21 protein-coding genes are annotated in these 24,878 nt (G+C 55.1%); 4 read left to right on the forward strand and 17 right to left on the reverse strand.

Annotated elements, in window-relative coordinates; genetic code table 11:
• Positions 1-2 precede the first annotated feature (2 nt).
• Together Q4544_RS08645 and Q4544_RS08650 are read right to left on the reverse strand one after the other, a co-directional pair.
• Positions 3-620 (reverse strand): glutathione S-transferase family protein, encoded by a 618-nt coding sequence (locus tag Q4544_RS08645; protein WP_303505372.1) that lies wholly within the window; start codon positions 618-620, stop codon positions 3-5.
• Complete coding sequence (locus tag Q4544_RS08650; RefSeq protein ID WP_303505373.1) at positions 617-2,317, reverse strand: ABC transporter ATP-binding protein; 1,701 nt, start codon at positions 2,315-2,317, stop codon at positions 617-619. The genes Q4544_RS08645 and Q4544_RS08650 overlap by 4 nt, the downstream gene beginning before the upstream one ends.
• A gap of 141 nt (positions 2,318-2,458) precedes the next feature.
• On the opposite strand from Q4544_RS08650, the gene Q4544_RS08655 reads away from it, so the two are divergent.
• Positions 2,459-2,638 carry a hypothetical protein gene (locus Q4544_RS08655; RefSeq protein ID WP_303505376.1) on the forward strand — a complete coding sequence of 60 codons (180 nt, stop codon included), beginning with the start codon at positions 2,459-2,461 and terminating at the stop codon, positions 2,636-2,638.
• Positions 2,639-2,662: 24 nt separating this feature from the next.
• Here Q4544_RS08655 and Q4544_RS08660 read toward each other — a convergent pair whose 3' ends face one another.
• The 7 genes from Q4544_RS08660 to Q4544_RS08690 all read right to left on the reverse strand — a co-directional run bounded on the left by Q4544_RS08660 (position 2,663) and on the right by Q4544_RS08690 (position 10,670).
• Positions 2,663-3,598, reverse strand: coding sequence for an ABC transporter permease (locus Q4544_RS08660; protein ID WP_303505378.1), 936 nt, complete (start codon positions 3,596-3,598; stop codon positions 2,663-2,665).
• The gene (locus Q4544_RS08665) at positions 3,595-4,557 is read right to left on the reverse strand and encodes an ABC transporter permease (protein ID WP_303505380.1); all 963 of its coding nucleotides are present in this window, start codon (positions 4,555-4,557) and stop codon (positions 3,595-3,597) included. Before Q4544_RS08665 ends, Q4544_RS08660 begins: the two co-directional genes overlap by 4 nt.
• Positions 4,558-4,632: 75 nt before the next feature.
• Positions 4,633-6,198, reverse strand: a complete 1,566-nt coding sequence (locus tag Q4544_RS08670) for an ABC transporter substrate-binding protein (RefSeq protein ID WP_303505383.1) — start codon at positions 6,196-6,198, stop codon at positions 4,633-4,635.
• A gap of 305 nt (positions 6,199-6,503) precedes the next feature.
• A complete protein-coding gene (locus tag Q4544_RS08675; protein ID WP_303505385.1) occupies positions 6,504-7,601 on the reverse strand; it encodes an ABC transporter ATP-binding protein in 1,098 nt (365 codons plus the stop codon).
• Between the two features lie 3 nt (positions 7,602-7,604).
• Positions 7,605-8,510 (reverse strand): carbohydrate ABC transporter permease, encoded by a 906-nt coding sequence (locus Q4544_RS08680; RefSeq protein WP_303505387.1) that lies wholly within the window; start codon positions 8,508-8,510, stop codon positions 7,605-7,607.
• Positions 8,503-9,375 (reverse strand): carbohydrate ABC transporter permease, encoded by an 873-nt coding sequence (locus Q4544_RS08685; protein ID WP_303505389.1) that lies wholly within the window; start codon positions 9,373-9,375, stop codon positions 8,503-8,505. Before Q4544_RS08685 ends, Q4544_RS08680 begins: the two co-directional genes overlap by 8 nt.
• Positions 9,376-9,425: 50 nt before the next feature.
• Positions 9,426-10,670: an ABC transporter substrate-binding protein gene (locus tag Q4544_RS08690; protein ID WP_303505391.1), complete on the reverse strand. Its 1,245-nt coding sequence runs from the start codon at positions 10,668-10,670 to the stop codon at positions 9,426-9,428.
• A gap of 224 nt (positions 10,671-10,894) precedes the next feature.
• On the opposite strand from Q4544_RS08690, the gene Q4544_RS08695 reads away from it, so the two are divergent.
• The 3 genes from Q4544_RS08695 to Q4544_RS08705 all read left to right on the forward strand — a co-directional run bounded on the left by Q4544_RS08695 (position 10,895) and on the right by Q4544_RS08705 (position 15,115).
• Positions 10,895-11,626, forward strand: coding sequence for a response regulator transcription factor (locus tag Q4544_RS08695; RefSeq protein ID WP_303505393.1), 732 nt, complete (start codon positions 10,895-10,897; stop codon positions 11,624-11,626).
• Positions 11,626-13,071 carry a sensor histidine kinase KdpD gene (locus Q4544_RS08700; RefSeq protein ID WP_303505395.1) on the forward strand — a complete coding sequence of 482 codons (1,446 nt, stop codon included), beginning with the start codon at positions 11,626-11,628 and terminating at the stop codon, positions 13,069-13,071. Before Q4544_RS08695 ends, Q4544_RS08700 begins: the two co-directional genes overlap by 1 nt.
• Positions 13,072-13,231: 160 nt before the next feature.
• Positions 13,232-15,115, forward strand: coding sequence for a PhoX family phosphatase (locus Q4544_RS08705; protein WP_303505398.1), 1,884 nt, complete (start codon positions 13,232-13,234; stop codon positions 15,113-15,115).
• A gap of 77 nt (positions 15,116-15,192) precedes the next feature.
• Here Q4544_RS08705 and Q4544_RS08710 read toward each other — a convergent pair whose 3' ends face one another.
• From Q4544_RS08710 to Q4544_RS08745, 8 genes are read right to left on the reverse strand one after another with little or no spacing between them, the layout of a single operon-like run.
• Complete coding sequence (locus Q4544_RS08710; protein ID WP_303505400.1) at positions 15,193-17,094, reverse strand: beta-galactosidase; 1,902 nt, start codon at positions 17,092-17,094, stop codon at positions 15,193-15,195.
• Between the two features lie 7 nt (positions 17,095-17,101).
• Positions 17,102-17,947, reverse strand: coding sequence for an SMP-30/gluconolactonase/LRE family protein (locus Q4544_RS08715; RefSeq protein ID WP_303505402.1), 846 nt, complete (start codon positions 17,945-17,947; stop codon positions 17,102-17,104).
• Complete coding sequence (locus tag Q4544_RS08720) at positions 17,947-18,552, reverse strand: 2-dehydro-3-deoxy-6-phosphogalactonate aldolase (RefSeq protein ID WP_303505404.1); 606 nt, start codon at positions 18,550-18,552, stop codon at positions 17,947-17,949. The genes Q4544_RS08715 and Q4544_RS08720 overlap by 1 nt, the downstream gene beginning before the upstream one ends.
• Entirely contained in the window at positions 18,552-19,475 is a 924-nt protein-coding gene (locus tag Q4544_RS08725; protein WP_303505406.1) for a 2-dehydro-3-deoxygalactonokinase, read from the reverse strand. The genes Q4544_RS08720 and Q4544_RS08725 overlap by 1 nt, the downstream gene beginning before the upstream one ends.
• A complete protein-coding gene (locus tag Q4544_RS08730; protein ID WP_303505408.1) occupies positions 19,472-20,242 on the reverse strand; it encodes an SDR family NAD(P)-dependent oxidoreductase in 771 nt (256 codons plus the stop codon). The genes Q4544_RS08725 and Q4544_RS08730 overlap by 4 nt, the downstream gene beginning before the upstream one ends.
• Positions 20,242-21,951, reverse strand: a complete 1,710-nt coding sequence (locus Q4544_RS08735; protein ID WP_303505410.1) for an IlvD/Edd family dehydratase — start codon at positions 21,949-21,951, stop codon at positions 20,242-20,244. Before Q4544_RS08735 ends, Q4544_RS08730 begins: the two co-directional genes overlap by 1 nt.
• A complete protein-coding gene (locus Q4544_RS08740) occupies positions 21,948-24,032 on the reverse strand; it encodes an alpha-galactosidase (RefSeq protein ID WP_303505413.1) in 2,085 nt (694 codons plus the stop codon). The genes Q4544_RS08735 and Q4544_RS08740 overlap by 4 nt, the downstream gene beginning before the upstream one ends.
• Positions 24,029-24,877 carry a carbohydrate ABC transporter permease gene (locus Q4544_RS08745; RefSeq protein WP_303505415.1) on the reverse strand — a complete coding sequence of 283 codons (849 nt, stop codon included), beginning with the start codon at positions 24,875-24,877 and terminating at the stop codon, positions 24,029-24,031. Before Q4544_RS08745 ends, Q4544_RS08740 begins: the two co-directional genes overlap by 4 nt.
• Between the last annotated feature and the right edge of the window lies 1 nt (position 24,878).

Here is a 24,878-nt window from a genome sequence, read left to right on the forward strand (position 1 = left end):
GATTAACCTTGAATCGCTTTTTCAACAGCAACGGCGCGCTGGATGGCGGGTCTTTGTGACAAGTCATCCATCCATCGCGTGATATGCGGCGCATCGCTCAGCGATAGGCCCAGCACGCGTAGCCGCGTCATCCATGCGTAATGGGCGATGTCGGCGATTGTGAAATCCTCGCCAGCGAAGTAGCGCGTTTGCGACAGGCGCGTGTCCATTTGGCCCAACACCTTTTGGCCGATCTTTTGAAAATGCGCCAAGATGTTCGGCTGTTTTGGCTCTGCCAAATGCGCCCAATATTCGATCTGCCCAAAAATCGGCCCTTGGGTCGAAAGCTGGTAGGTCAGCCATTCCAACGCCCGATCCCGCGCTGTGCCTTTTGATGCAAGGCCGCAATCAAACCGATCCGCGAGGTGGATCAAGATGGCCCCTGACTCTGTCAGCTGAAAGTCATCTTGATCCACAATCACGGGCACTTTGCCATTAGGATTGATCGCGCGGAACGCGGCGCTGTGTTGTTCGCCCGTGCGAATATTGATCGGCTCTAGCTTATAAGCCGTGCCGATCTCTTCCAGCAGGATCAGCACCTTCAGCGTGTTGACCGTGTCAAATCCATAAAGCGTGATCACGCAAGGCCCTCGTCAGACAGGGCGTCCAAACGTGGCATCAGGTTCAGCAATTCGCGCGTGTATTCCGTTTTTGGATTGGCAAACAGCGTCTCTGTGTCCTGTAGTTCAACCACCTTGCCACCCTGCATTACCGCCACGCGGTCACACATTTGGCGAACGACTGGCAAGTCATGGCTGATGAACAGCATGGTCAGGCCAAGATGCTCTTGCAGGTCTTTCAGGATATTCAGGATTTGCGCCTGTATAGACACATCCAACGCGCTGGTTGGTTCATCACAAATCAAGAACCGAGGCTGCGTGGCCAATGCACGTGCAATGGAAATCCGTTGGCGTTGGCCGCCTGAGAATTCATGCGGGTATTTCAATGCTGCTTCGGCGCCCAGCCCAACACGTTCCAGCAGTTCAACCACCCGATCTTTGACCGCGCGACCGGTCAAAAGCTTATGATGGCGGATGGGTTCAGCCACGATTTCATCGACTCTAAACCGGGGGTTTAGCGATGAATACGGGTCTTGGAAGATCATCTGAATGTCACGCCGAAAGGCATCTACAGCGTCGCGATCTTTGGGGTTGCTGACCAAAGTTCCGTCAAACGTGACCTCGCCGCCATCCAGTTTGTACAGCCCGCTGATCATCCGCGCGACGGTGGATTTTCCAGAGCCGCTTTCACCAACCACGCCGAAAACCTCGCCCGGCATGATGTCAAACGTCACATCCTGTGCGGCGGTGAAATAGGTGGTGCGACCGGGGATCAAGCTGCGCTTTTCAACAAAGCGTTTCGTCAGGTTGCGCACGCTGACCAACGGGCCATCGGGCACGTCGGTTGCGGGCCAATCACGCGCGAGGTCTTCGATTGCGAACCGCGTTTCACGACCGCCATAGCTGACCTGTGGAAAGCGGTGCAGCTTCACCCGAGGGCGCGGAACCGCTGCGATCAAGGACTGGGTGTATTCATGACTTGGCTGGCCCATGACTTGCGCGGTTGGACCGCTTTCAACAACGGCCCCTTGGTACATCACCGTCACACGATCCGTCGTATCCGCAATCACGCCCATGTCGTGGGTGATCAGGATCACGCCGACTTGGCGTTCTTCGGCCAGTTCCTTGATCAGGTCCAAAATCTGCGCCTGAACGGCAACGTCGAGCGCGGTTGTCGGTTCGTCCGCGATGATGACATCGGGTTCAGAACATAGTGCCAAGGCAATGACCACACGCTGCCGCATCCCGCCGCTGAACTGATGCGGATATTGATCCAAACGCGTTGCGGGATCGGGAATGCCCACGCGATCCAATAGGTCAAAGGCCCGCTGATCGGCCTCTGCTTCTGTCACATCAAGATGGGTTAGTATCGTTTCGGTTAGCTGCTGCTTAATGGTGAACAGCGGGTTGAGCGAGGTCAGCGGATCTTGGAAGATCATGCTGATCTTTTTGCCGCGCAGCTCGCGCATGGCGTCGGCGTCTAGCCCGCTGATCTGTTCACCGCGAAAATCAATCTCGCCTCCGGCGATCCGGCCCGGACGATCCAACAGCCCCATGACGGCTGCGCCGACGGTAGATTTGCCCGCGCCACTTTCGCCGACTAGCCCGTGGATTTCTCCCGGTTCAACCGAAAGGTCCGCTTTGTCGACCGCGACATAGGTCTGGCGGCGGGTCGGGAACTCAACGGTCAGACCCTTAATGTCGAGTAGATGCGTCATTGGACGGCCCTCGCTGTTGACGTCGCCCAAGGGCGTGCCTTTTGACAAAGGCGCTCTGCTATCCTTACAGTGGTGGGTAAGGTTGCATCGGAGTAGAGGGTTGGTGCGGCTCGCACTGAACCTTTATGCGGAGGACTTGCCATGTGCATGTCGCTCGAAGCCCTCGTTCTGTTTCTAAATCTCATTGGCCCAGAGTTGGTGACAAGCACACCCGATTCCATGACAGTGAATGCCACCGAAGGCGTGGTGGTTTGGGAACCTGTGGCGGACCAATGGTGCACGGATGCGCCGCAAACGCAGTTGGTGAATGAGGACGAATAAGCAATCTGCTCCATGTTAATCACCTCAACGCAGTTTGGGGTTCAGCGCATCGCGCAGCCAGTCACCCAGCATGTTCACTGACAAGGCCAGCGCCAATAGGGTCACGGATGGGAAGAACAAAATCCACCACTCGCCCGAGAACAGATAGCCCTGCCCAATCCGAATAAGCGTACCTAGCGAGGGCTGCGTCGATGGCGCACCGACGCCAAGGAAGGACAGCGTCGCCTCGGCAATGATCGCCAGCGCGAGCGAGATCGTGGCAATGACCAAAACCGGTGACAACACGTTCGGCAGGATGTGGCGGAACAAGATCGGAAACGCGCCGCGCCCCATGAGGCGAGCGGCTTGCACGTATTCTTTGTTGCGTTCCACCAAAGTGGCCCCGCGCACAACGCGTGCGAATTGCACCCAATCGGACAAGCCAATCGCAAGGATCAGCACCCAGATGGCAAGTTGGTCGCGGTATTCGACCGGGGTGAATCCCTTGGCAACGCCAAAGATCAACATCGCCACTAGGATGGACGGAAAGGTCAGCTGCACATCAGCCACGCGCATAATAATCGTATCGGTCCAGCCACCGAAGTAGCCAGAAATCAGCCCCATCGTCACGCCAATCACCATGCCCAGCATGACGGCAGCAAAGCCGACAAACAGCGACACGCGCATGCCATACAGGATGGTGGAATAAACATCGCGCCCTTGATCGTCGGTGCCCATCAAGAACCGCTCACCGGTAAAGTCATTCGGCGTACCGGGAGGCGTAAAGCCGTTCAGCAAATCAAGGTTCGCCGGATTGAACGGGTTCATTGTGGCGAACAGCGGCGCGAACATGGAGGAGATCACCAAAATCGCAACGATTGCAAAAGACACCATCGCCACCGGGGACCGGCGGAAGTTATAGGCGAAATCGCTATCCCAGAACCGGGCGAAACGGGATTTGGGTTTTGTCACAGTCGTCATGTGCGCAGCCTCGGGTCAATTGCGACGTAAAGCAGGTCAACCGCCAAGTTGATCGCGACAAACATCAGGGAAATCAGCATCAGATAGGCGGCCATGACCGGGATATCGACGAATTGCACCGCGTTGATGAACAACAGGCCCACACCGGGCCATTGAAAGACGGTTTCAGTGATGATGGCAAAGGCGATGATCGAACCAAGCTGCAGGCCAGTCACCGTGATCACCGGAACCATGGTATTTTTCAGCGCATGGCGAAAGGTTACGGCACGTTCGGACAAGCCACGCGCACGGGCAAAACGCACGTAATCTTGGCGCAGCACCTCTAGCATTTCGGACCGCACAAGGCGCATGATTAGGGTCATCTGATAAAGCCCCAATGTGATCGCCGGCAGGATCAAGGCGCGCAGTCCGCTGCCGGTCAGAAAGCCGGTGGTCCAACCGCCGATTTGGACGGTTTCACCGCGACCAAAGCTGGGGAGCCAGTCAAGCTCTACCGAAAAGACATAGATCAGTAGGATACCGATCAAAAACGTGGGCAGCGACACGCCGATCAGGCTGGTGCCCATAATCAGGTTCGCGGCAAATCCATTTCGGCGGATCGCGGTAAATACGCCCAGCACAATACCAAGTGACAGGGCAAACAACCCTGACACCGCGGCCAGTTCCAATGTCGCAGGCGCGCGTTCGGCCAAGATGTCGGCCACTGGACGGCCTTGTTCGTAAGACACACCAAAATTGCCCTGGGCGGCACTGATGATGAATTTGACGTATTGCACCACAAATGGCTGATCCAGCCCCAGCCGTTCGCGCAAGCGCTCGACATCTTCTTGAGTGCGTTCTTGGCCCAGCATGTTGTCAATGGGATCACCGATAAAGGTGAACATCGCAAAGGCTACCAGCCCCACAATCAGCAGAACCAGAACCGACTGAAACACGCGGCGAATGATATAGGAAAGCATCGTTTACCCCGAAAAGGGGCCCCCGCGCATAAACCGCGCGAGGGCGTTATTGGCTTTATTAGAGCCTATTTTAGATCAGTTCACAGTCACCCAACGCAGGATAAAGAAGTTATCCGGACGTTGTGTCAGCGCGATATTGTCCCGCGTACCCCAAACCAGTGGCTGAACGTACATCGGCACATAGGCATGCGCGTTTTGGTAGATCGCGGTGACCTCATCAACCATGCCCTGACGCTTTTCTGCATCAATCTCGGACTGGATCATTGGCAGTAGTTCATCAACGCGTGCGTCAGAGAAACCGCCAAAGTTCCAAGAGCCCAGTTTCTTTTCTGCATTCGGTGTGGACACCAAGAAACGCACTGGGTGCTCATGATCGAATGTGCCTGGGGACCAACCTAGTAGGTACATGTCAAAGTTATCGGCACGCAGCTCTGGCCAGTAGTTTTGCACAGGCATTGCTTCAAGCTCTGCTGTGATGCCAACACGCGCCAGCATACCGGTGACCGCCTGACAAACTGCTTCGTCGTTTAGGTAGCGGTTGTTTGGGCATTTCAGACCGAAAGAGAAGCCATCGGCATAACCGGCCTCTGCAAGCAATGCTTTGGCGCCTTCAACGTCGTATGCTGGACGGTCTGCATTGGCGTCGGAATAACCGCTCATCGCTGGGGTGACCAACTGGCTGACGGATTCCGCGCTACCACGCATGATGGTTTTCAATATCGCATCAACGTTGATCGCTTTGGCCACTGCTTCACGCACACGCACGTCTTGGAACGGGTTAGGTTTGCCCGCCATCGCGCCGTATTTCAGCGTGTCCGCTTCATGGCCGAAGCCCAACATGATCACACGTGCTTCGACACCGCGAATAACCTTGGTGCCATCCCGTTCGTCAACGCGCGCGGCGTCTTGGATTGGCACAGGGTTGATCATGTCCACGTCACCAGACAACAGCGCCGCAACAGAGGTCGCGGGGTTGTCGATTGGCGTAAAGGTCGCCTCGGTGATGTTGTGTTCTGCTTCATCCCACCAGCCGGCGAAAGGCGCCAATGTGGTGGTCAGACCCGGCTGACGGTCTTTCAACATGAAGGCACCGGTGCCGTTCACATTCAATGTCGCGTAGTTGCCGTTTTCTTTGTCAGGACGGGCAGCGTTGTTCGCCTCTGTCCAGCCTTTGTCCATGATCATCCAGTTCGCGATGGAACTTGGGAACAATGGGTTTGGCGCAGAGGTCAGGATGTCGACTGTATAGTCATCAACCACGTTCACGCCAGATACAGGCGCAAACCAGCTGCGGGTGTCGGATGCTTCGGATGACGCACGTTCGTAGCTGAACAGCACGTCTTCGGCGGTGAAATCAGATCCATCGTGGAACTTAACGCCTTGGCGCAATGTAAAGCGCCAGCCTTCGCCTTCGCCGATTGGTTCCCATGCTGTTGCCAAAGCAGGCTGAACAGCCATGTCTTTGCCACGGCGCACAAGGCCTTCGTAGACGTTGTTCAAGAAACCCAACACAGGTGCCGAGTTCACGGCATGTGGGTCCATTGTTTGTGGATCGGTGGTACCAGCCCAGCGGAATGACTCCGCATAAGCCGAGCTGGCGACAGTAAGCGCCAGCGCAGAAATCGCTGCAAATCTAAACATAGTTGCTCCCCAAGTTGTGGAATAAGTCGCCCTCAGATCAACTCTGAAAACAGTGTATTCCCAATCACTTCCGCACGCTCATGGCTAGCAGTCAGTGAGATTGCAATCGGGGGAAACCCCAGAGAGCCTTCACTTGTTCGAACGCGCGACTTTTCGAATTTAAGAGGGCCAGACTAACAGAGAGTCTGCATTTGCAAAGTGTCGATTTGACGGAATGGTCAAAATTACTGTGCATTTTCGAACAGTTAAATCTTCCAAAATGGGCACTCCGTATCCGGAATGCCCATGAAACTAGCAATATGCCGTTAGTTCAGGCGCTGACCTGTATTCGGCTCAAAGTACGAGACTTTGCTAAAGTCAAAAGCCAGTGGGTGACTCTGCCCTGCCTGCGCATCTGTGTCGGAATGCAGCCGCGCAGTGACATGCTTGCCACCAAGCTGCATCACCACAAATGTATCGGCCCCAGCGGGCTCCACAATATCAACGTGGCACTCTGCCTTTTGCACATACTGACCAGACCGATAGCCCGGTTCTGCGATGTCTTCGGGCCGCAGACCTAGTACAACGTTTTCCGGCAGATCGCGGTTCTTGGTGTCATGCAACACAATCGGTGCGTGACCATCCCGCGCGATTTCAATCTTGGACCCTTCGCCATTGCTTTGCGCTTTGGCGGGGATCAAGTTCATCGCAGGGCTCCCCATAAAATCGGCCACAAACATATTCGCCGGACGATTATAGATTTCCGCAGGTGTCCCGATTTGCTGGATCACGCCGCCCCTCATAACCACGATCTTGGTCGCCAAGGTCATCGCCTCGATCTGATCATGCGTCACATAAACCATCGACGCCCCAAGTGTTTGATGCAGCTTTTTGATCTCTGTCCGCATCTCGACCCGCAGCTTGGCGTCTAGGTTCGACAAGGGTTCGTCAAACAAGAACAGCTTTGGATCACGCACCAAGGCCCGGCCCATCGCAACCCGCTGACGTTGACCGCCAGACAGCTGCCCCGGACGGCGTTGCAGCAGTTGCTCCATCTGCAATTGCTTTGCGACTTCGTTCAGTTTGGCCTCTTGGGTGGCCGCATCAACGCCGCGCACTTTCATGCCGAAGGTGATGTTTTTGGCCACCGTCATTGTTGGGTACAAAGCGTAGGATTGGAACACCATGGCGATGTCACGATCCTTTGGGCTGACATCGGTCATGTCCTGCCCACCAATATCCAGACGGCCGCTTGTGATCGGCTCTAGCCCAGCGATGCAATTCAGCAAAGTAGATTTACCGCAACCCGAGGGGCCCACCAGCACCAAGAAGTCACCTGGGTCGATCGAGACATTGATGTCTTTCAGAATCTCAACTGAACCATAATTTTTGTAGAGGTTTTGAATGTTAAGAATGGGGTCCATGGGTCAGCCTTTCACGGAGCCAGCGGTCAGGCCGCGGATGAAGTATTTTCCAGCAACGATGTAGACAAACAGCGTCGGCAAGGCGGCGATGATCGCAGCGGCCATATCGACGTTGTATTCTTTGACACCGGTTGTGGAGTTAACGATGTTGTTCAGCGCGACGGTCACGGGCTGCGTGCCTGCCTGACTGAACGAGACACCAAAGAGGAAGTCGTTCCAGACCTGCGTGAACTGCCAGATCACGGTCACGACAATAATCGGCAAGGACAGCGGCAGAAAGATCGACCAAAAGATGCGAATGAACCCGGCACCATCTACCTTTGCTGCCTTCACCAAGTCCTGCGGAATAGTGACGTAGTAGTTGCGGAAGAACAGCGTAGTAAATCCGATCCCGTAGATCACGTGTACAAAGATCAGGCCGGGGATCGACCCTGCCAGACCCATCAAGCCCAGCATCCGCGCCATTGGCAGCAGAACCACCTGAAACGGGATAAAGCAACCAAACAGCATCAGGGAGAAGATCAGGTTTGCGCCTTTGAAATTCCACTGCGCGATGACGTAACCGTTCATGGCACCAAGGAAGGTCGATAGCGCAACAGCGGGCACAGCCATAAGAACAGAGTTCCAGAAGTATGGCTTTAACCCTTCGCATTGAATGCCGGTACAGGCACCGGACCAAGCGGTGGCCCAGGCATCAAAAGTCACATCCCGTGGCAAGGCCATCAGGCTACCTGTTCTGATCTCTTCCAAGCTTTTCAGCGAGGTTGTGATCATCACATACAGCGGCATGACGTAGTATAGGACAAACACACCAAGGATCAGGTACAGCCCCCAACGCAGAGCGATTTTGCGCAAGTTAGAGCCTGTTTTTGACGGATTTTGCGGGGTGGTCATCGAAAGATCAGTCATTTCGTGGCCTCAATTCTGAATAAAGGTATGGCACGACAATCGCGAACACGACGCCCATCATCACCATGGCTGAACTCGCCGCCTGTCCAATGTCTCCGCGTGAAAACGCCATCGCGTACATGTAGGTCGCAGGCAGGTCCGTGGCATAGCCGGGGCCGCCGCCAGTAAGGGCGATGACAAGGTCAAAGCTCTTGATTGCAAGGTGCGCCAGAACGATGAAAGCAGACAAAAAGATCGGTGCCATCGAAGGAATGATAATCGCCGAATAGATACGCCAAGTCGGGATACCATCGACTTGCGCGGCCTTGATGATTTCTTCGTCAACCGACCGCAGGCCAGCCAAGAACAAGGCCATCACAAAGCCAGAGCTTTGCCAGACGCCGGCCAGAACAACCGTGTAAATCGCGTAGTCGGGGTTCACGAGCCAGTCGAAGGTAAAGCTTTCAAAGCCCCATCCCCGCACCATCGCTTCGATTCCTAGGCCCGGGTTCAGAATCCATTTCCACGCTGTACCAGTGACAATCATCGAAAGCGCCATTGGGTAAAGGTAGATCGTACGAATAACGCCTTCGGTGCGAATTTGTTGATCCAACAGGATCGCCAGCAGCAGTCCCAGCACCATCGAGATCACAATAAACAACGCGCCAAACAGCAGCAGGTTGTTCATCGCGGTATCCCAACGAGGTGACGCGAACAGACGTTCGTATTGAATGATGCCTTCGATTTCATACTTGGGCAGCAATCTTGAACGGGTGAACGACACCCAACCGGTCCATGCGATGAAACCGTAAACAAAGATCAGAACTGCGATGAAAGAAGGGGCAAGTACCGCTTTGGGCAAGTGGTTTTCCAGCCAGTCAGACATGATGTCCTCCAGTGTGTGCTCTGCCCCAATGCGGGACAGAGCAAGTTCAATTAGTAGCTGTTTGCGACTGCATCAGCCAACATTTTGACCGCATCCGCAGATGACATGTCAGAGTTGAAATGCGCGGTCACAACATCAGTGATCGCACCTGCCTGTGCGCCACGCAGCGCCATGCCGTGTGCATAGGATGGCATCAACGATCCACCGTCAGAGCTTGCGCCCATGTCTTTTGCAGATAGGTGTGCACAGCTGTCAAAGGCCGCCAGATCAACATCATCGCGGGCTGGGATAGAGCCTTTGTTCATGTTGAATACTTTCTGGAAGTTCTGACCAACGATCAGTTTTGCCAGCAAGTCTTGCCCAGCGCGCTTGTCGTCACCGGCAACGTCAAACATCGCAAAGCTGTCTACGTTATACAGGAACCCATCACCCGGCGTGGACGCACATAGGAAATCCGTGCCCGGTGTTTTGCCAGCAGCAAGAAATTCGCCTTTGGCCCAGTCACCCATGATCTGGAACGCCGCTTCGCCGTTCATGACCATCGCAGTTGCTAGGTTCCAATCGCGGCCAGAGAAGTTGCCGTCAACATAGCCACGCAGTTTGCGCATCTGATCAAAGGACGCCAGCATCGTGTCAGATGTCAAAGCCGCTGGATCAAGATCGACCAAAGCCTGCTGATAGAACTCTGCACCACCTAGGCCCAGAACAACCGTTTCAAACACAGTCGCGTCCTGCCAAGCTTGACCACCATGTGCCAATGGAATGATGCCTGCTGCCATCAGCTTGTCTGCTGCGGTATTAAACTCATCCCATGTGGTTGGCATTGTGATGCCGTTCGCTTCTAGGATTTCAGCGTTTGCCCAAATCCAATCAACGCGGTGAACGTTTACAGGTGCCGCGCACCAAGTGCCTTCGCACTGCATATGTGCCGCGATAGATGCTGGTAGAACGTTCGCCCAACCCTCGGCCTCTGCCACGTTGGAAATATCGGCCAATACGCCCTCTTCGTACCATTCCTGAATGGCTGGGCCTTTTAGCTGAACGGCTGTGGGTGCGTTGCCAGATAGCACACGCGCACGCAGTGCAGTCATAGCTGCATCACCGCCGCCACCGGCGACTGGCATATCTGTCCATGTGCCGCCGTTCGCTGCAAACTCTTCTTGCAGAACAGCAACGGATTTCGCTTCACCACCGGATGTCCAGTAATGCAGGACTTCGGCCTCGGGGCCTGCGAAAGCGGATGTACCAGCAACCAATGCAATAGCAGAGACTGCCGCAAATGCGGTTCGTTTCATTGTTGAATCCTCCCAATTCATGTGACCCTATTTTCGGGTCCGTATGCAATGATGGTCTTGTGTCGACACATCGCGCAATTGCTCAAACCGCTCAAACAAGGTCGGAAATTCAGGTTTTCATATCTTTTGTTACGCCCTGTTACCTAAGCATTGATTTTGTTGCATGGTGTTACAATGACAAACGGGGGAGACGGGCCAATTCGGCCCAATGGAGGAGGACACAGGTGGCGATTCCACGACTAATGGTCGTCGATGACGATCCAGAAATGCGCGGGATGATGACGCAGTTCATGCGTCGCAACGGCTTTATCGCCCTGCCCGCCGCGACCGAGGCAGAGATCAAAGCGCATCTCGAAAACGGGCGCATTGATCTGATTTTGCTGGATGTGAATCTCGGCGACGAGAACGGCGTCGATATCTGCGGTCGCTTGCGTAAAGAGCAGGCCGTGCCCGTTATCTTCGTCTCTGCCCTATCAGCGGATCATCAACGCATGGCCGGTTACGAAGTCGGCGCGGATGACTACATCGCCAAACCATTCAATCCCGATCTGTTGCTGGCCCGCGTCCGCGCGGTCCTAACCCGCACACAGCGCACCGCCTCATTGATCTACCGCCGCCGCGTCTCAACCTTCACCTTTGCTGGATGGACCTACGACGGAAAACGCGACGAAGTCCTCTCTCCCAGTGGCTATCAAGTCGCCCTATCCCAACGCGAAACCGGGTTGCTGAAAGTCCTGCTCGCCAATCCACACATCCCCCTCACCCGCGAAGAAATCGCCGCTGCCCTAGATGTCACCGGCGAAACCAGCGCCGAGGCCACAGGCCGCGCCATCGACGTTCTTGTCGGACGTCTGCGATCCAAGATCGAAGCGAACCCAAAAGAACCAAAGCTCATCAAAACCGAACGCGGTGTAGGCTATGTGTTTTGCACCGATGTCACGGTGGATAAAAGCTGATGCTGCGCGGGGTGGCCCTTCGGTCCTTGGGGGGTATCTGGGTTCTGGCCGCTTTCGCATTGGGCATGCTTTGCGCGGCGCTGTGGTTCACCTCTTCGCGCGCTTGGGATCGCCACCTGACCAGCGCCTATGTTGTCGGCTTTTCGATCTATGAATCCCTAAACGCAGGTGCACCACCGCCCCAAGGCACAACATTTTCAACGCTATCAGGCGATGATCTAACCCAAGCCCTCGCAGGTAAATTCGAACGGCTATCCGGCGCGCCACGTCCTGCCTATGTCACCCATGCCTCCATCCGCCCGCGCAACGCTGATCCGATCCGGGGCCAAGCCCTTGGCCTGACGGTCGTATCCGACAAACTGCAATACAAACTCTCGGAACTTCTCTCTGGGCCCAGTGCCACGCCCGCCGAAAAGATGGGCCAGATCACACGCCTCTTAGCCACATTCTGTTCTCATGCCACCTTATACGCCCACACCGACGATGGGTCCTGGATACGCATAACCGGCGATCCCCTGTGGAGCTGCGAAGCAAGACCAAGCGACTACCGCCTCCCCGCCGTTTTCATCGCCGTCATCAGCATCGCGATCATGATGACCCAAGTCGCCAATATCACCGCGACCTTTCAAACCTTTGCCCAAGCCCTGCACGCCCGTCGTCGCCTTGGGGGCCCAAAGGTCTACACCACCGAAGGCCCTGCCGAATTGCGCGACATCGTTGATGCGGTGAACAGCTACCTTGAAGCAGAGCGCGAAAGCCTGTCCAAACGCGCTGTGGTCTTATCCGGCGTTAGCCACGACCTTGGCACGCCCGCCACCCGCCTGCGCTTGCGCACAGCCCTGATCGAAGACGACGAGTTGCGCGGCAAGCTCGAAGGCGACATTGATCAAATGACCGGCATGATCGAAAGCGCCCTGACCTACACACGGGCAGAGCTGAACATCGAAGAACCACGGCAACTCTCGCTGTCTAGCCTCGTCGAAGCCTTGGTCGCCGATTACCAAGACACCGGCCGCCCCGTCATCTTAGAAGAGACCAAGCCCGTCATCGTCGAAGGCGGCGCATCTGTCTTTATGTCCCGCAAGGGCCACGGCACCGTTCCAGAGGACCGCCGCGTTTTGGTCACCGCGCGCCCCATTTCATTGCAGCGCGCCATCACCAACCTGATCGACAACGCGCTGAAATACGGTCGCCGCGCCACAGTCGCGCTGATCACCGACGCCGAAACCGCGACCGTCATTGTCGAGGACGAAGGCACCGAACTCAGCGTCGAAGACATCGAGCGCCTGCTTGCCCCATTTACCCGCGGTGATAACACCCAACGTATCGACGGCACCGGCCTTGGGCTAACCATCGTTGCGACAATCGCCACGATGCACGGCGGCGCATTGACCTACGAAGCAGGGCGCGTTGGCCTGCGTGCGTGCTTTACCATCCAACGTTAAAACCATCGTTACCCACGTGACTGGGCGATCCCCGCCGCCGTTACACATGGTTCATAAAACCTTCAATGAACTGAAACACTCCGCACCCATAAGCGCCGAGTGATTTTAGCTGGCCGCGTCCAGCCCCCTAGCAACACTACTTTCAGCAAGGATAACCACCATGGTTGATCAGTCTCTTACAGACCTGTCTTGGGATGATTTTGACGAGCACCGCGACCCGCGCCCAGAGGGCAACCAATTCGACGAAATCGTCGACAAAGCGATTTCACGCCGTGGTTTCTTGGGTGGCGCATTGGCATTCGGCTCTGGCGCTGCAGTCTTTGGCACCGGTCTGTTTAACTCAACATCCGCCGCGCAGGCCGCTAGCCACGCAAAGTTCTCCTTTACGCCAATCGACATCGCCACTGACTATGCGGTGCATGTACCTGCTGAATACGACCACAAGGTTCTGGTCCGCTGGGGCGATGCCCTATGGTCCGAAGCCAACGGCGCCTACTCTGCAGAAAACGGTGTGTCGGTTGATATGTCTGACAAAGTGTTCGGCGAAAACACCGATGGCATGGAGCTGTTCGAAGTGAACGGCAAACAGCTGATCGCGGTGAACTCTGAATACGTGAACCCAAAGATCAACCTGCCAAAAGAAGCCGAAGGCAGCCCACGCAACGCAGACGAAGTGACATTGCTGAAAAACCTTCAGGGCGTGACCGTGATGGAAGTGGCAGACAACGGCAAGGGCTACGAGGTTGTCGTCGACAGCCCCTACAACCGCCGCATTACCCACGAAACAGTCATGACACTTGCTGGTCCTCTGGCGGGTCACCCATTGGTGCAAACCAACGCCGACCCAAAAGGCATGACCGTCAAGGGCACCATGAACAACTGTGGTTCTGGCAAAACCCTTTGGGGCACATACCTGACCTGCGAAGAGAACTTTAACGGCTACTTCGGCGCGACAGGCGCAGAACCGGTTGGCGAAGGCTACAAACGCTACGGTATCGGCGGCGAAGGCCGCTATGGCTACGAAAAGTTCGACGCACGCTATGACTTGTCGCAAGAGCCAAACGAACCACACCGCCACGGTTTCATCACTGAAATCGACCCTGCGAACCCAGATTCTGTTCCGGTGAAACGCACAGCTTTGGGCCGCTTCAAGCACGAAAATGCGGAAATGGTACATGCCAAAGACGGCCGTATCGTTGTGTATCTTGGTGACGACGAGCGCGGCGAATACCTATACCGCTATGTCTCTAACGGCACCTACGCACCGGGTCGCGCAACAAATGGCTTGCTTGACGACGGCGTACTCTACGTTGCCAAATTCAACGAAGACCAATCCGGTGAATGGCTGGCCCTGACACCTGAAACAACAGGCATGTCCGCCGCTGACATCCTGTGCTTTACCCGCATGGCAGCCTCTGCCGTTGGCGGCACAACAATGGACCGCCCAGAATGGGTGGCCGCGAACCCGCTCAAGGCAGAAGCCTATTGCGCGCTCACCAACAACAAAAACCGCGGCGTGAAACCAAACGCAGGTGGCGACGACACATCCGTCAACGCCGTGAACCCACGCGAGACCAACAAATATGGTCAAATCGTGCGCTGGACGCCAGCAGACGAAAACCATGCAGCAGATACCTTTGCTTGGGATCTATACGTCATGGCGGGCAACCCAACCGTTTATAACAACGCATACGCGGGTTCCGAAAACGTCAATGCGGGCAACATGTTCAACTCGCCTGACGGCATGGCCTTCTCCTCTGATGGCATGCTCTGGATACAAACGGATGGCGACTACAAAAACCAAGGCGATTTCGAAGGCATGGGCAACAACCAGATGCTGGTCGGCGACCCGGAAACCGGCGAAATCGCACGCTTCATGACGGTCCCAAACCGCGCCGAAGTCACCGGTCTTTGCTGGTCGGCGGATAAAACCGTCGCCTTCGTAGGTGTTCAGCACCCAGGCGGGTCTTGGCCAGACGGCACTGGCAATCCACGGTCTTCTGTTGTCGCAGTATGGCGCAAAGACGGCGCGATGTTCGGGTAATCTAACACCGCCAAAACACACAAAAGCGCGGCACACTATGGTGTCGCGCTTTTATGTTTTAGCCATATTAGAGACTGCTACTTGGCATCCCGCGTCACAGACGCCGCCGCAAAATCGCGTCCGTCATAGGACACCGGATCAGCCGAATAGTTGAACCAGAACCGTTCGCCCGCCGTATCACGCACACGTAATCCATCAGGCAGATCCATCACTTTAATCCCGGCCTTATCAAGCAACGGCATCAAAATCGCACGCCATCCAGCTACATCGGCCCAGCCAGCCACATAGCTGACGTGCACGTTACTCATCACTGCGGCCTCGCCGTCGGCCGAGCGCAACACAACTTCAGCGCTACCCTCAAGCAATTCGCGATAGCCGGTAAAGGCACCCGCATTGTCCAAAGACACTGGTGAATCCGGGCGCAAAGATTCCACACGATCTACAGTCACATCCAGCCCATCAATCGCAGGCGGCAATGGCACGGGGATGTTCATATCCCCATCACGCGCCGCAGACCGTGGGCCAAGCACGATATGCGATTTCGCCTGATTTAGAGCCTGTTTTAGACCCGCATCCATATGCATCAGCCCCGGCGCTAGCACCACGTCATAGCCCGCAAAGTCACGCGTTTCAGGCCGCAGGATGTCTACCGACAATCCCATCTGACGCAGCGCTTTGTAGGTGTCAAAGACCAGCCCAAAATAGCTAAGCCCGGCCCCATGCGGTTGCACAGCCCACGCCGCATCCGCATCGTAATCAAAGATCATCGCAACCCGCGCTTGCGCCGGTTGCACATCAGGGGCGTCGGCCAATTCATCGCGCACTTGCTTGCATTCATGCATCGCCTGCGCGTCTTTGCTGTCAGGGCGTAACATGCCTGCATGCATCTGCTCTTGCGCCATCGGTGCCTGACGCCAGCGGAAATAACACACCGCTTCGGCCCCGTGGGCAAACGCTTCCCAGCTCCACAATCGCACCATCCCTGGCAAAGGTGTCGGGTTATACGGTGCCCAGTTCACCGGGCCGGGTTGCTGTTCCATCACCCACCAACGGCCCTTGCCGACAGCGCGGTACAGATCATGGTGAAACGCCTGAAAATCTGGATCACCTTGACGCGCATAAGCCTTTTGATGCGCTGCATCTGCCCCGACGCGATCCTCAAGGAACCCCATCGGGTAGCTATCCCAAGTTGCGATATCCAGATCATCGCCAACCTTATAGTGGTCAAAATCCGTGATCCGCCCCATGTAGTTATGCGAGGTCGGCGCATCAGACTGCGCCTTGATCAAATCACTTTGCAGCCGGTTAAACGACACAACTTGATCAGACGAAAACCGCCGAAAAGCCAGCGAATGGGCTGGATTAGGCTCTGTTACAGTCAGGTTCGGCAGATCAATCTGATCAAACGAATTGTATTCCATCGACCAAAAGATATTACCCCAAGCTTCGTTCAGAGCCTCAATCGTTTTGTACCGATCCGCACACCAAACCCGAAACGCATCCCGCGCCGCATCGCTGTAGGAAATCGTTGTGTCATGGCAGCCATATTCATTGTCGGTTTGCCACGCACCCACATGCCGGTTCTTGCCATAGCGTTCTGCCAGCAAGCCCACAATCCGCGCGCATTCTGCACGATACCCTTGGTGGCTAAAACAATAATGCCGACGCGATCCGAACTTACGCGGCTTTCCATCCACATCAACGGCAACCATGTCGGGATACTTGTCGATCATCCACCGCGGCGGCGTCGCCGTTGGCGTGCCAAGCACAACCTTCAACCCAGCTGCGCCCAACACCTCTATCGCTTGATCCAGCCATTCAAATCGCAGATCGCCCGGTGTTGGCTCTAACCGTGACCACGCGAATTCGCCAATGCGAACCCATGTCAGGCCCGCCTCTACCATACGCTCAGCGTCTTCGGCCCAGAGCTCTGTTGACCAGTGCTCCGGGTAATAACAGGTCCCAAGGGTTCGTTTCATGGTTAACTCACAAGATGACTTGATGCTCAGCTTGGCCCGTTGCATCGGGCAAGTCGATCACAAATGTTTTGCCTTCTTCTGGGCCAGTCAGCCCAACTGCTGCCGATGTGGCAAACAGCATATTCAAATCTGCACCACCAAAGGCGGGGCAGCTGATCTGCGTGGCGTCAAATTCAACAGCCGTCAAAAACTGCCCATTTGGCGCATAGCATGCAACGCGGTTCGCACCCCATTGCGCATTCCACAGATTGCCTGCTGCATCGACAACAGACCCATCAGGGTTCAAACCATCTTGGTTCAGATCAACGAACAGGTCAGGCTTGCCCATAGGCCAGCCATCCGCATCCAATGATACCTTCATGATCTTGTGCTTTCGCGTATCGCAATAATACGCCAGATCGCCTTCGGGTGCGAAACAGATCGAATTCGTGACAGTGATATTGCCAAACAGCTTGCGTACTTCGCCTTTGTAATAGCGATAGATTGAACCGGCTTTATCTTCACCGTTCTTACCCATGGTCCCAATCCAGAACCCGCCCTGCGGATCAGCACGACCGTCATTGGACCGTGTAACCTCATTGTCGGACTCAATCGGCGCGACAAATTCAATCTCGTCAGAGGTCAAATCAAGGCGGTATAGACCCGTTTCAGACGCCACTAATAGCGTGTCGTGATCGACCCAACCGGCCGCCGAGACGAATTCCTCAAACGGCCATTCCATGGCCTCATCACCAACACGACTCAAGAGCTTGTGGCCGATGATATCGAACCAAAAGAATTGTTGGCGCAGAGGGTGCCATAACGGCCCCTCGCCCAATGCGCATTGGCGATCATCAAAGACCACGGCTGCCATCAGCCCATCACCTTATCATATGCAGCAACGATCGCGTCCGCTTTCACACGCACCTCGGCGGCAGTCATGCCCGCCTTGTAGATGCCAGATCCGATACCGAATCCAGTTGCACCTGCCGCAGCCCAATCCGCAAAGTTCTCAGGGCCAGCACCACCAACGGCATAAACCGGTGTTTCCGGTGGCAGCACAGCCCGCAACGCTTTCAAACCAGCAATGCCCAGCAAATCACCCGGGAAGATTTTCAAACCATCCGCACCAGCCCGCAGCGCGGAAAACGCCTCGGTCGGAGTGACCACACCCGGGAAAGACTGCATACCCAGCTCTTTGGTTTTCTCAATCACCGGCACGCAGGCATCAGGCGATACAATCAGTTCGCCTCCGGCATCTTTGACACGCTGAACGTTCTCAGGGGTCAACACAGTGCCAGCGCCAATCAACGCACGATCACCGAATTCCTTAGCAATCATTGCAATGCTATCAAACGGCTGCGGAGAATTCAGTGGCACTTCGATACGATCAATACCCGCCTCTAGAATCTCAGCACAAATTCCAACAACTTCGTCCGGCTTCACGCCACGCAGAATGGCAATTACTTCACGGCTCATCAGTTTAGTTCCTTCACTACGGTATAAGCAGCTTTCAAGCCGCTCAAAGTCATGTCGCTGGCCGGATGTATCGACGAGGGAACACCCTGCGCCGCCAGCCCTTCTTGGTATAATTTCGACAAGGCTGGTGCGCCAATCAAAGCAACCTCCATACCCAGCCAATAAGGCCGTGCGCCTGCCAATTCCAGGCCAACCAAATACCCGGACAAACGTGCTTTGCCTTGGCTAGGGGTCATATCCCCCACAAGATTATCCGCCCGCAAACCAAACAGCTTCGCCGCAATCCCTTGCGGACGGCTCATTGCATCGGACATCGCGTCCTTAAAGGCATCGGCATCCCAATCGGTACCATTCACGGTGTGGCGCAATACGGAATGTTTGGACAACAACGCAAACATCTCGCCTGTCATAAACGTCTGAAAGCTTACGATTTCGCCTGCACTGATCCGCGCCCATTTGGTGTGCGTACCCGGAAGGCACAACACGCCATCAAAGTCAGGATTTTCCGCCAGATAGCCCGCGATTTGCGTTTCTTCGCCACGCATCACATCAGCTGGGCCAGTCTGCATTACACCCGGCAACACCCAAACGGAAATGCGGGGGTCAGCAACAGTAGCCCGCGTCGCACGCGTGCCTTCTGGTGGCTTACAGGGCGTGGTCAAATAAGGGGCTTCTTGCCACCCCTGACGTGCCCCAACCATGCCGCAACAGATGATAGGTGTGACTTTGCCCTCAGGGAGGTCTTCGTCGATCAGTTCCAGCAATGCGCCCTCAAACTCAGATGGCTCCAAACTACCCATGCCGCGATCCGAAGACCGCTCACCCAGCGTTTCACCGTCTGCACCCAAAAGGGTAAGGCGCAAATTGCTTGTTCCCCAATCAACCGCCACAAGGGCCAGGTTATCCCGCGTCGTACCGATCATCCTGTGACTACCACGCCTCCGTCAACGACCATCGCTTGGCCTGTCATCATTTTGCTGGCGTCAGACGCCAAGAATAGGGTCGCGCCAACGATATCCTCTGGGCCCAGCGTGTCTTTCAGACACTGACGGCCTAGGTGTTCTTCCAAAGCTTCCGGTGTCACCCAAAGCTCTTTTTGTTTGTCGGTCAAAACCCAACCCGGCGCCAAGGCGTTCAGGCGAATTTTGTCAGGGCCAAACTCACGCGCAAGGCTGCGCGTCATTCCGTTGATGCCCGAATTCGCAGTTGTATAAGCCGGATAGCCCGCGTTGCCCATCATATATGAAATCGACGTGAAATTGATGATGGACCCGCCACCAGCCTCTTTCATGCCTTTGATCGCCTCTTGGCAGGCAAAGAAGTATGCTTTTAGGTTGATGTCCTGCATCCAATCCCAAAACTCTTCTTCGACCTCTAGCGTCTCATGGCGTTTGTCATTCGCAGCATTGTTCACCAAAGCGGTGATCGGGCCGTGCGCTTCTGCAGATTGCTGCATCGCCGCTTTCAATGCCGGAATATCCGTGATGTCGCATTTGATAAACAACGGACGATTGCCGTGTTTCTTTTCCATTTCATCGCAGAACTCCGTCGAGTCAGAGCGCTGAACAAAGGCCACTTTCGCCCCCTGCGCCAAGAAACCCTCGGTCAAGAAAGCGCCGATACCAGCACCTCCACCGGTGATGAATACGGATTTGTCTTTCAGGTCATGAAAGGTAGCGTTCACTGACATCAGTGGCTCTCCCGAGTAACAGGGCGGGTGTCTTTACCCACCAAAAAGTCCAGATCCGCGCCTTGGTCGGCTTGCAAGACGTGATCAACATACATTTTCGCATAGCCACGCGTGTAATGCGGCTCAGGCGCTACCCACTCTGCACGACGCGCTTCCAGCTCTTCTTCGCTGATCAACAGCTCAAGCACACCGTTTGACGCAGACACCTTGATCCGGTCACCGGTTTTCACCAATGCAATCGGCCCACCCGCAGTCGCCTCTGGGGCCACGTGCAAGATCACCGTGCCAAAGGCCGTGCCCGACATCCGCGCATCAGACACACGCACAATATCGCGAATACCCTCTTTGACCAGCTTCGCCGGAACAGGCATATCGCCCACTTCTGGCATCCCCGGATAGCCCTTAGGGCCACAGTTTTTCAGCACCAAAATGCTGTCTTTGGTCACTGGCAGATCGTCCCGGTCGATATTGGCTTTCAGCTCTTCGATCGTCTCAAACACATAGGCTTCGCCTTCGTGCTCTAGCAGATGATCACTGGCCGCAGACGGCTTCACAATCGCCCCACGCGGAGCCATGTTGCCACGCAAAACGCGCAAACCAGAAGCCGCACGCAATGGTTCGTCATAGGCGTAAATCACATCACGATTATAGCACTCGGCCTCTTCGTAATAATGCGAAATGTCCTTGCCCATCACTGTGTTCGCTTTTCGCATTTTATGCGCCAGCTCTTTCAGAACGACGGGCACGCCACCGGCGTAACAGAAATCTTCCATCAGGTATTTGCCCGACGGCATGCAGTTCACGAGCAATGGAATCTCTCCACCAATCTCGAAATCTTCCATGGTCAGATCAATGCCCACACGACCCGCCAAGGCCAATAGGTGAACAACCGCATTGGTCGATCCACCCAAAGCCGCATTGGCCAAAATCGCGTTCTCAAAGCTTTCCTTGGTCAGAACATCCGAAATCTTCAGATCTTCTTCGACCATCTCAACAATGCGCTTGCCGGTCATATGCGCCAAAGCCATCCGCCGTGCGTCAACCGCTGGCAACGAACCGTTCATCGGCAAGGCCAAACCCATGGCTTCGGACAGCGACGACATCGTGGATGCCGTCCCCATTGTCATGCAAACACCTTTGGACCGGCTCATGCCGGACTCTGTCGCCATAAAGTCTTTCAACGTCATGTCACCGGCTTTCACGTCCATCGCAAACTTGCGAACATCCGTGCCAGAGCCAAGGTCTTTGCCCTTCCACTTGCCGTTCAACATCGGACCAGAGCTGACAACGATCGTCGGCAAATCCACCGACGCCGCGCCCATCAACTGACCCGGTGTTGTCTTGTCGCAACCGCCCAGCAGAACAACACCGTCCATGCCATTGCCACGGATCGATTCCTCGACATCCATGGCCAGCAAGTTACGGAACAACATCGCGGTCGGCTTCATCTGGGTTTCACCCAAAGACATCGCCGGGAATTCCACTGGGAAGCCACCGGCTTCCCAGACACCACGTTTCACGCCTTCGGCCAGCTCACGCAGACCAGAGTTACAAGGCGTCAGTTCCGACCAAGTGTTGCAGATACCGATGATTGGACGGCCATCAAATGCATGATCAGGAAAACCTTGGTTTTTCATCCAGCTGCGCCGGATGAAACCATCTTTGTCCATCATGCCGTACCAACCGCGGTTACGTCTTTCTTTAGTCATACCCGTGTTCCTTCAAGTACCCACATAGTGCCAGGGAAAGACCATGGTAGGGTTAAGCCGTGGCTCATCAGATATGCCCCACTGACTTCTAGCGTCTCGGTTTTCAACAGCGGATTGCCACGTGACAACTCCGGCGCATCCGCCTTGTTTCTCAGTTCAATCCGATACGTCGCATCAGGCGTCAAACGGGTCAAACGCAAAGGCCGTGGCGCAATCTGCGAAGACGTTTCCGCCTTGCCCGCAAACACCACGAAACGACCCCCACCTTCAGCCAATTGCTGCTCTGCAATCAGCGCCGGATCAGAGCTGTCCAAACGCAGAATATCCGCGCCGTACATCCAATCTCGGTTGTCCTTCCACCACTGCGTCACGTCCTTCAGCACTGTGACCTCATCATCGGTCAACTCACGTGGGTCCATTTCAAAACCCATATGACGCTGTGCAGCAACCCAAGCCCGGAACCGGATGTCAAAGACACGGCCCGATGTATGGCACTCGCGCGGCCCAACATGGCTGCCAGTCACCGCCGACGGCAAAAAGATCGCCGCATTGTGCTGCATCTTCAAACGCTCATGCGCGTCGTTGGAATCCGATAACCAAACGCGATGCGTCCGGCTTAGAATACCAAAGTCGATCCGACCGCCGCCAGAAGCACAGCTTTCGATCTCAACATCAGGAAACGCTTCACGCAGACGGTCAATCAACGCATATGATCCGCGCGTCTGTGCCGCATCTGGCGATGGCAGCACGCGGTTGTGGTCCCACTTGATGTAGTCAATGTCATGATCCCGCAGGATCGCGCCAATGCGATCAAACAAGAAATCGCGCACTTCGGGCAGCGCCATGTTCAACGCTTTTTGCTGACGACCCAAAATCTGATCTTCACCACCCAACGCCCAATCCGGGTGTGCCCGGTGGATGTTAGAGTTCTCGTTGATCATCTCTGGCTCAAACCAAATGCCAAAGGTCATACCCAAGCCATGAATATGGTCAATCAGCGGCTTCAATCCATCTGGATATTTGCGCGGATCAACTTCCCAATCAGAAAGCGCCTGCGTGTCATCATCCCGTTCGCCAAACCAACCGTCATCCAAAACAAAACGCTCTGCGCCCAAATCGGCAGCACGGTCTGCAATGTCTTTCAGTTCTGGCAGGTTGTGGTTGAAGTAAACAGCTTCCCAGCAATTGTAGTGCACAGGACGCGGGCGTTCGGCTTTTGGCCATTGCACAACATTGTCACGCAAATGACGCTGGAACGCGATTGCGCAACCGTTGATCCCATCATCCGAGAACATGGCGTATAGCTTCGCCGTTTCGAAATGGGTCTTTGCCTCCATTTCAACGCGGGTCGCATGGCCAAACTGGATTTGGCGGCGCCCATCAGGCAGCTCTTCGGCCGCCATACGGTGGCCACCAGACCATCCATAATGGAACGCATAAGTATGCCCAGACGCATTGGTCGCGCCACGGCATGGCACGATCAAACCTGGGAAATGCTCGTGGCCCGTACGGCCTGTGCGGTTTTCTCTAAACCGCATCCCTGCGGACCAGGGTGTGCGGTTCATTTGGAATTCACCGCACCAGCGGCCGGCGAAATCAATCATCTCATCCGAGAATTGCGGGGCCGGGAAAACCGGCGCAGACAGCCAATGCAAATGGACCGGCTCAGTGCTTGTCACACTGGCCTGCGCCTCAATCACATGGGTGCGGACGTCTATGGCGAAGCTTGCCGTATACGTCAGAATATTAGCTTGGTCGACGAACGTCAGTGTAAGTGCACCTTCGCTCTCTTCGGCCTTTTCAAAGCAAAATTTCGGCAACAACGGTTTCCCGTTTGCACCGCGGAGACTCATCCCCGGCTGCCCAGGAAACGTACGCGTCGCCTCGGGGCATATAGAAAGTTCTGGATTTTGGTCCAGCATCCCACCCGTCACATCAATAAGCTGTGCTTTGTAAAGGGTGGTCAGATTTTCGGTATCAGAAAGCCTTGGACCCCAATAGACCACCTCTGCGAGGTGGTCATTTTGGGATCCAAGCACGAGCGTTTGACGTGAGTCATCAAGACGCCAACATTGGATCATTTAACGGCTCCTAAAGTGAGGCCAGCGATAAAGTGCTTTTGCATCAGGAAGAACATAGCAACCGGAGGCAAAGCGGCGACAATGGACCCCGCACTCATCAGGTGATAGGCCGCTCGGAACTGAGCATTAAAGCTCGTAATACCAGCGGTCACAGGTTGACTTTCAACCCCCTGCGTAAGCACGACTGCCCAGAAGAAGTCGTTCCAGATAAAGGTAAAGATCAGAACCGCCATAGCTGCCAAAGCAGGCTTCATAAGCGGCAGAACAACATACCAGAAAATACGCCACTCTGCGACACCTTCAACCCGTGCAACCTCGATCAGATCGAAAGGAAGCGCGCGAATAAAGTTACGCATGAACAGTGTACAAAACCCTGTTTGGAACGCGATGTGGAAAAGTACAAGACCCGGAATGGTGTTATACAACCCCATATCCAATGTCAGATCCCGCACCGGAACCATCAGGATTTGAAACGGAACAAAGTTACCGGCAACGAACATGAAAAAGATCCATAGATTCGACCGGAATTTATAAACGCCCAGCGCAAAGCCCGTCATCGAAGACAGAACAACACAACCGATCATGGTAGGCACCGTGATCAATAGCGAGTTCAGCATGTAGCGCGGCATATCCGAAGCAAAGAAAACCTTGCCGTAGTTCGCAACAAACTCAAACGAGGATGGGAAACCCCAGTAGTTACCGGTGGTAAAATCCGTGTCAGGTTTGATCGAAAAAACAGCAACAGCCAACAGCGGCAACAGCCAGAAAATCAGCGCAACAGGCAACAAAGCTTGGTAAGACAGCTGCCAGCTGCGTGACGTTTTATCAATTGGAGTCGGAAACATA

It is taken from the genome of Cognatishimia sp. 1_MG-2023, from assembly GCF_030548175.1.
In the GTDB taxonomy this organism is placed as follows: domain Bacteria; phylum Pseudomonadota; class Alphaproteobacteria; order Rhodobacterales; family Rhodobacteraceae; genus Cognatishimia.

Coding starts and splice junctions, on each gene's coding strand:
- Q4544_RS08670 (WP_303505383.1), bottom strand. CDS start 6,198: ATGTTTAGATTTGCAGCGATTTCTGCGCTGGCGCTTACTGTCGCCAGC.
- Q4544_RS08655 (WP_303505376.1), top strand. CDS start 2,459: ATGTGCATGTCGCTCGAAGCCCTCGTTCTGTTTCTAAATCTCATTGGC.
- Q4544_RS08675 (WP_303505385.1), bottom strand. CDS start 7,601: ATGGACCCCATTCTTAACATTCAAAACCTCTACAAAAATTATGGTTCA.
- Q4544_RS08745 (WP_303505415.1), bottom strand. CDS start 24,877: ATGTTTCCGACTCCAATTGATAAAACGTCACGCAGCTGGCAGCTGTCT.
- Q4544_RS08650 (WP_303505373.1), bottom strand. CDS start 2,317: ATGACGCATCTACTCGACATTAAGGGTCTGACCGTTGAGTTCCCGACC.
- Q4544_RS08715 (WP_303505402.1), bottom strand. CDS start 17,947: ATGGCAGCCGTGGTCTTTGATGATCGCCAATGCGCATTGGGCGAGGGG.
- Q4544_RS08690 (WP_303505391.1), bottom strand. CDS start 10,670: ATGAAACGAACCGCATTTGCGGCAGTCTCTGCTATTGCATTGGTTGCT.
- Q4544_RS08730 (WP_303505408.1), bottom strand. CDS start 20,242: ATGTCAGTGAACGCTACCTTTCATGACCTGAAAGACAAATCCGTATTC.
- Q4544_RS08740 (WP_303505413.1), bottom strand. CDS start 24,032: ATGATCCAATGTTGGCGTCTTGATGACTCACGTCAAACGCTCGTGCTT.
- Q4544_RS08685 (WP_303505389.1), bottom strand. CDS start 9,375: ATGTCTGACTGGCTGGAAAACCACTTGCCCAAAGCGGTACTTGCCCCT.
- Q4544_RS08700 (WP_303505395.1), top strand. CDS start 11,626: ATGCTGCGCGGGGTGGCCCTTCGGTCCTTGGGGGGTATCTGGGTTCTG.
- Q4544_RS08710 (WP_303505400.1), bottom strand. CDS start 17,094: ATGAAACGAACCCTTGGGACCTGTTATTACCCGGAGCACTGGTCAACA.
- Q4544_RS08725 (WP_303505406.1), bottom strand. CDS start 19,475: ATGATCGGTACGACGCGGGATAACCTGGCCCTTGTGGCGGTTGATTGG.
- Q4544_RS08735 (WP_303505410.1), bottom strand. CDS start 21,951: ATGACTAAAGAAAGACGTAACCGCGGTTGGTACGGCATGATGGACAAA.
- Q4544_RS08660 (WP_303505378.1), bottom strand. CDS start 3,598: ATGACGACTGTGACAAAACCCAAATCCCGTTTCGCCCGGTTCTGGGAT.
- Q4544_RS08680 (WP_303505387.1), bottom strand. CDS start 8,510: ATGACTGATCTTTCGATGACCACCCCGCAAAATCCGTCAAAAACAGGC.
- Q4544_RS08705 (WP_303505398.1), top strand. CDS start 13,232: ATGGTTGATCAGTCTCTTACAGACCTGTCTTGGGATGATTTTGACGAG.
- Q4544_RS08665 (WP_303505380.1), bottom strand. CDS start 4,557: ATGCTTTCCTATATCATTCGCCGCGTGTTTCAGTCGGTTCTGGTTCTG.
- Q4544_RS08720 (WP_303505404.1), bottom strand. CDS start 18,552: ATGAGCCGTGAAGTAATTGCCATTCTGCGTGGCGTGAAGCCGGACGAA.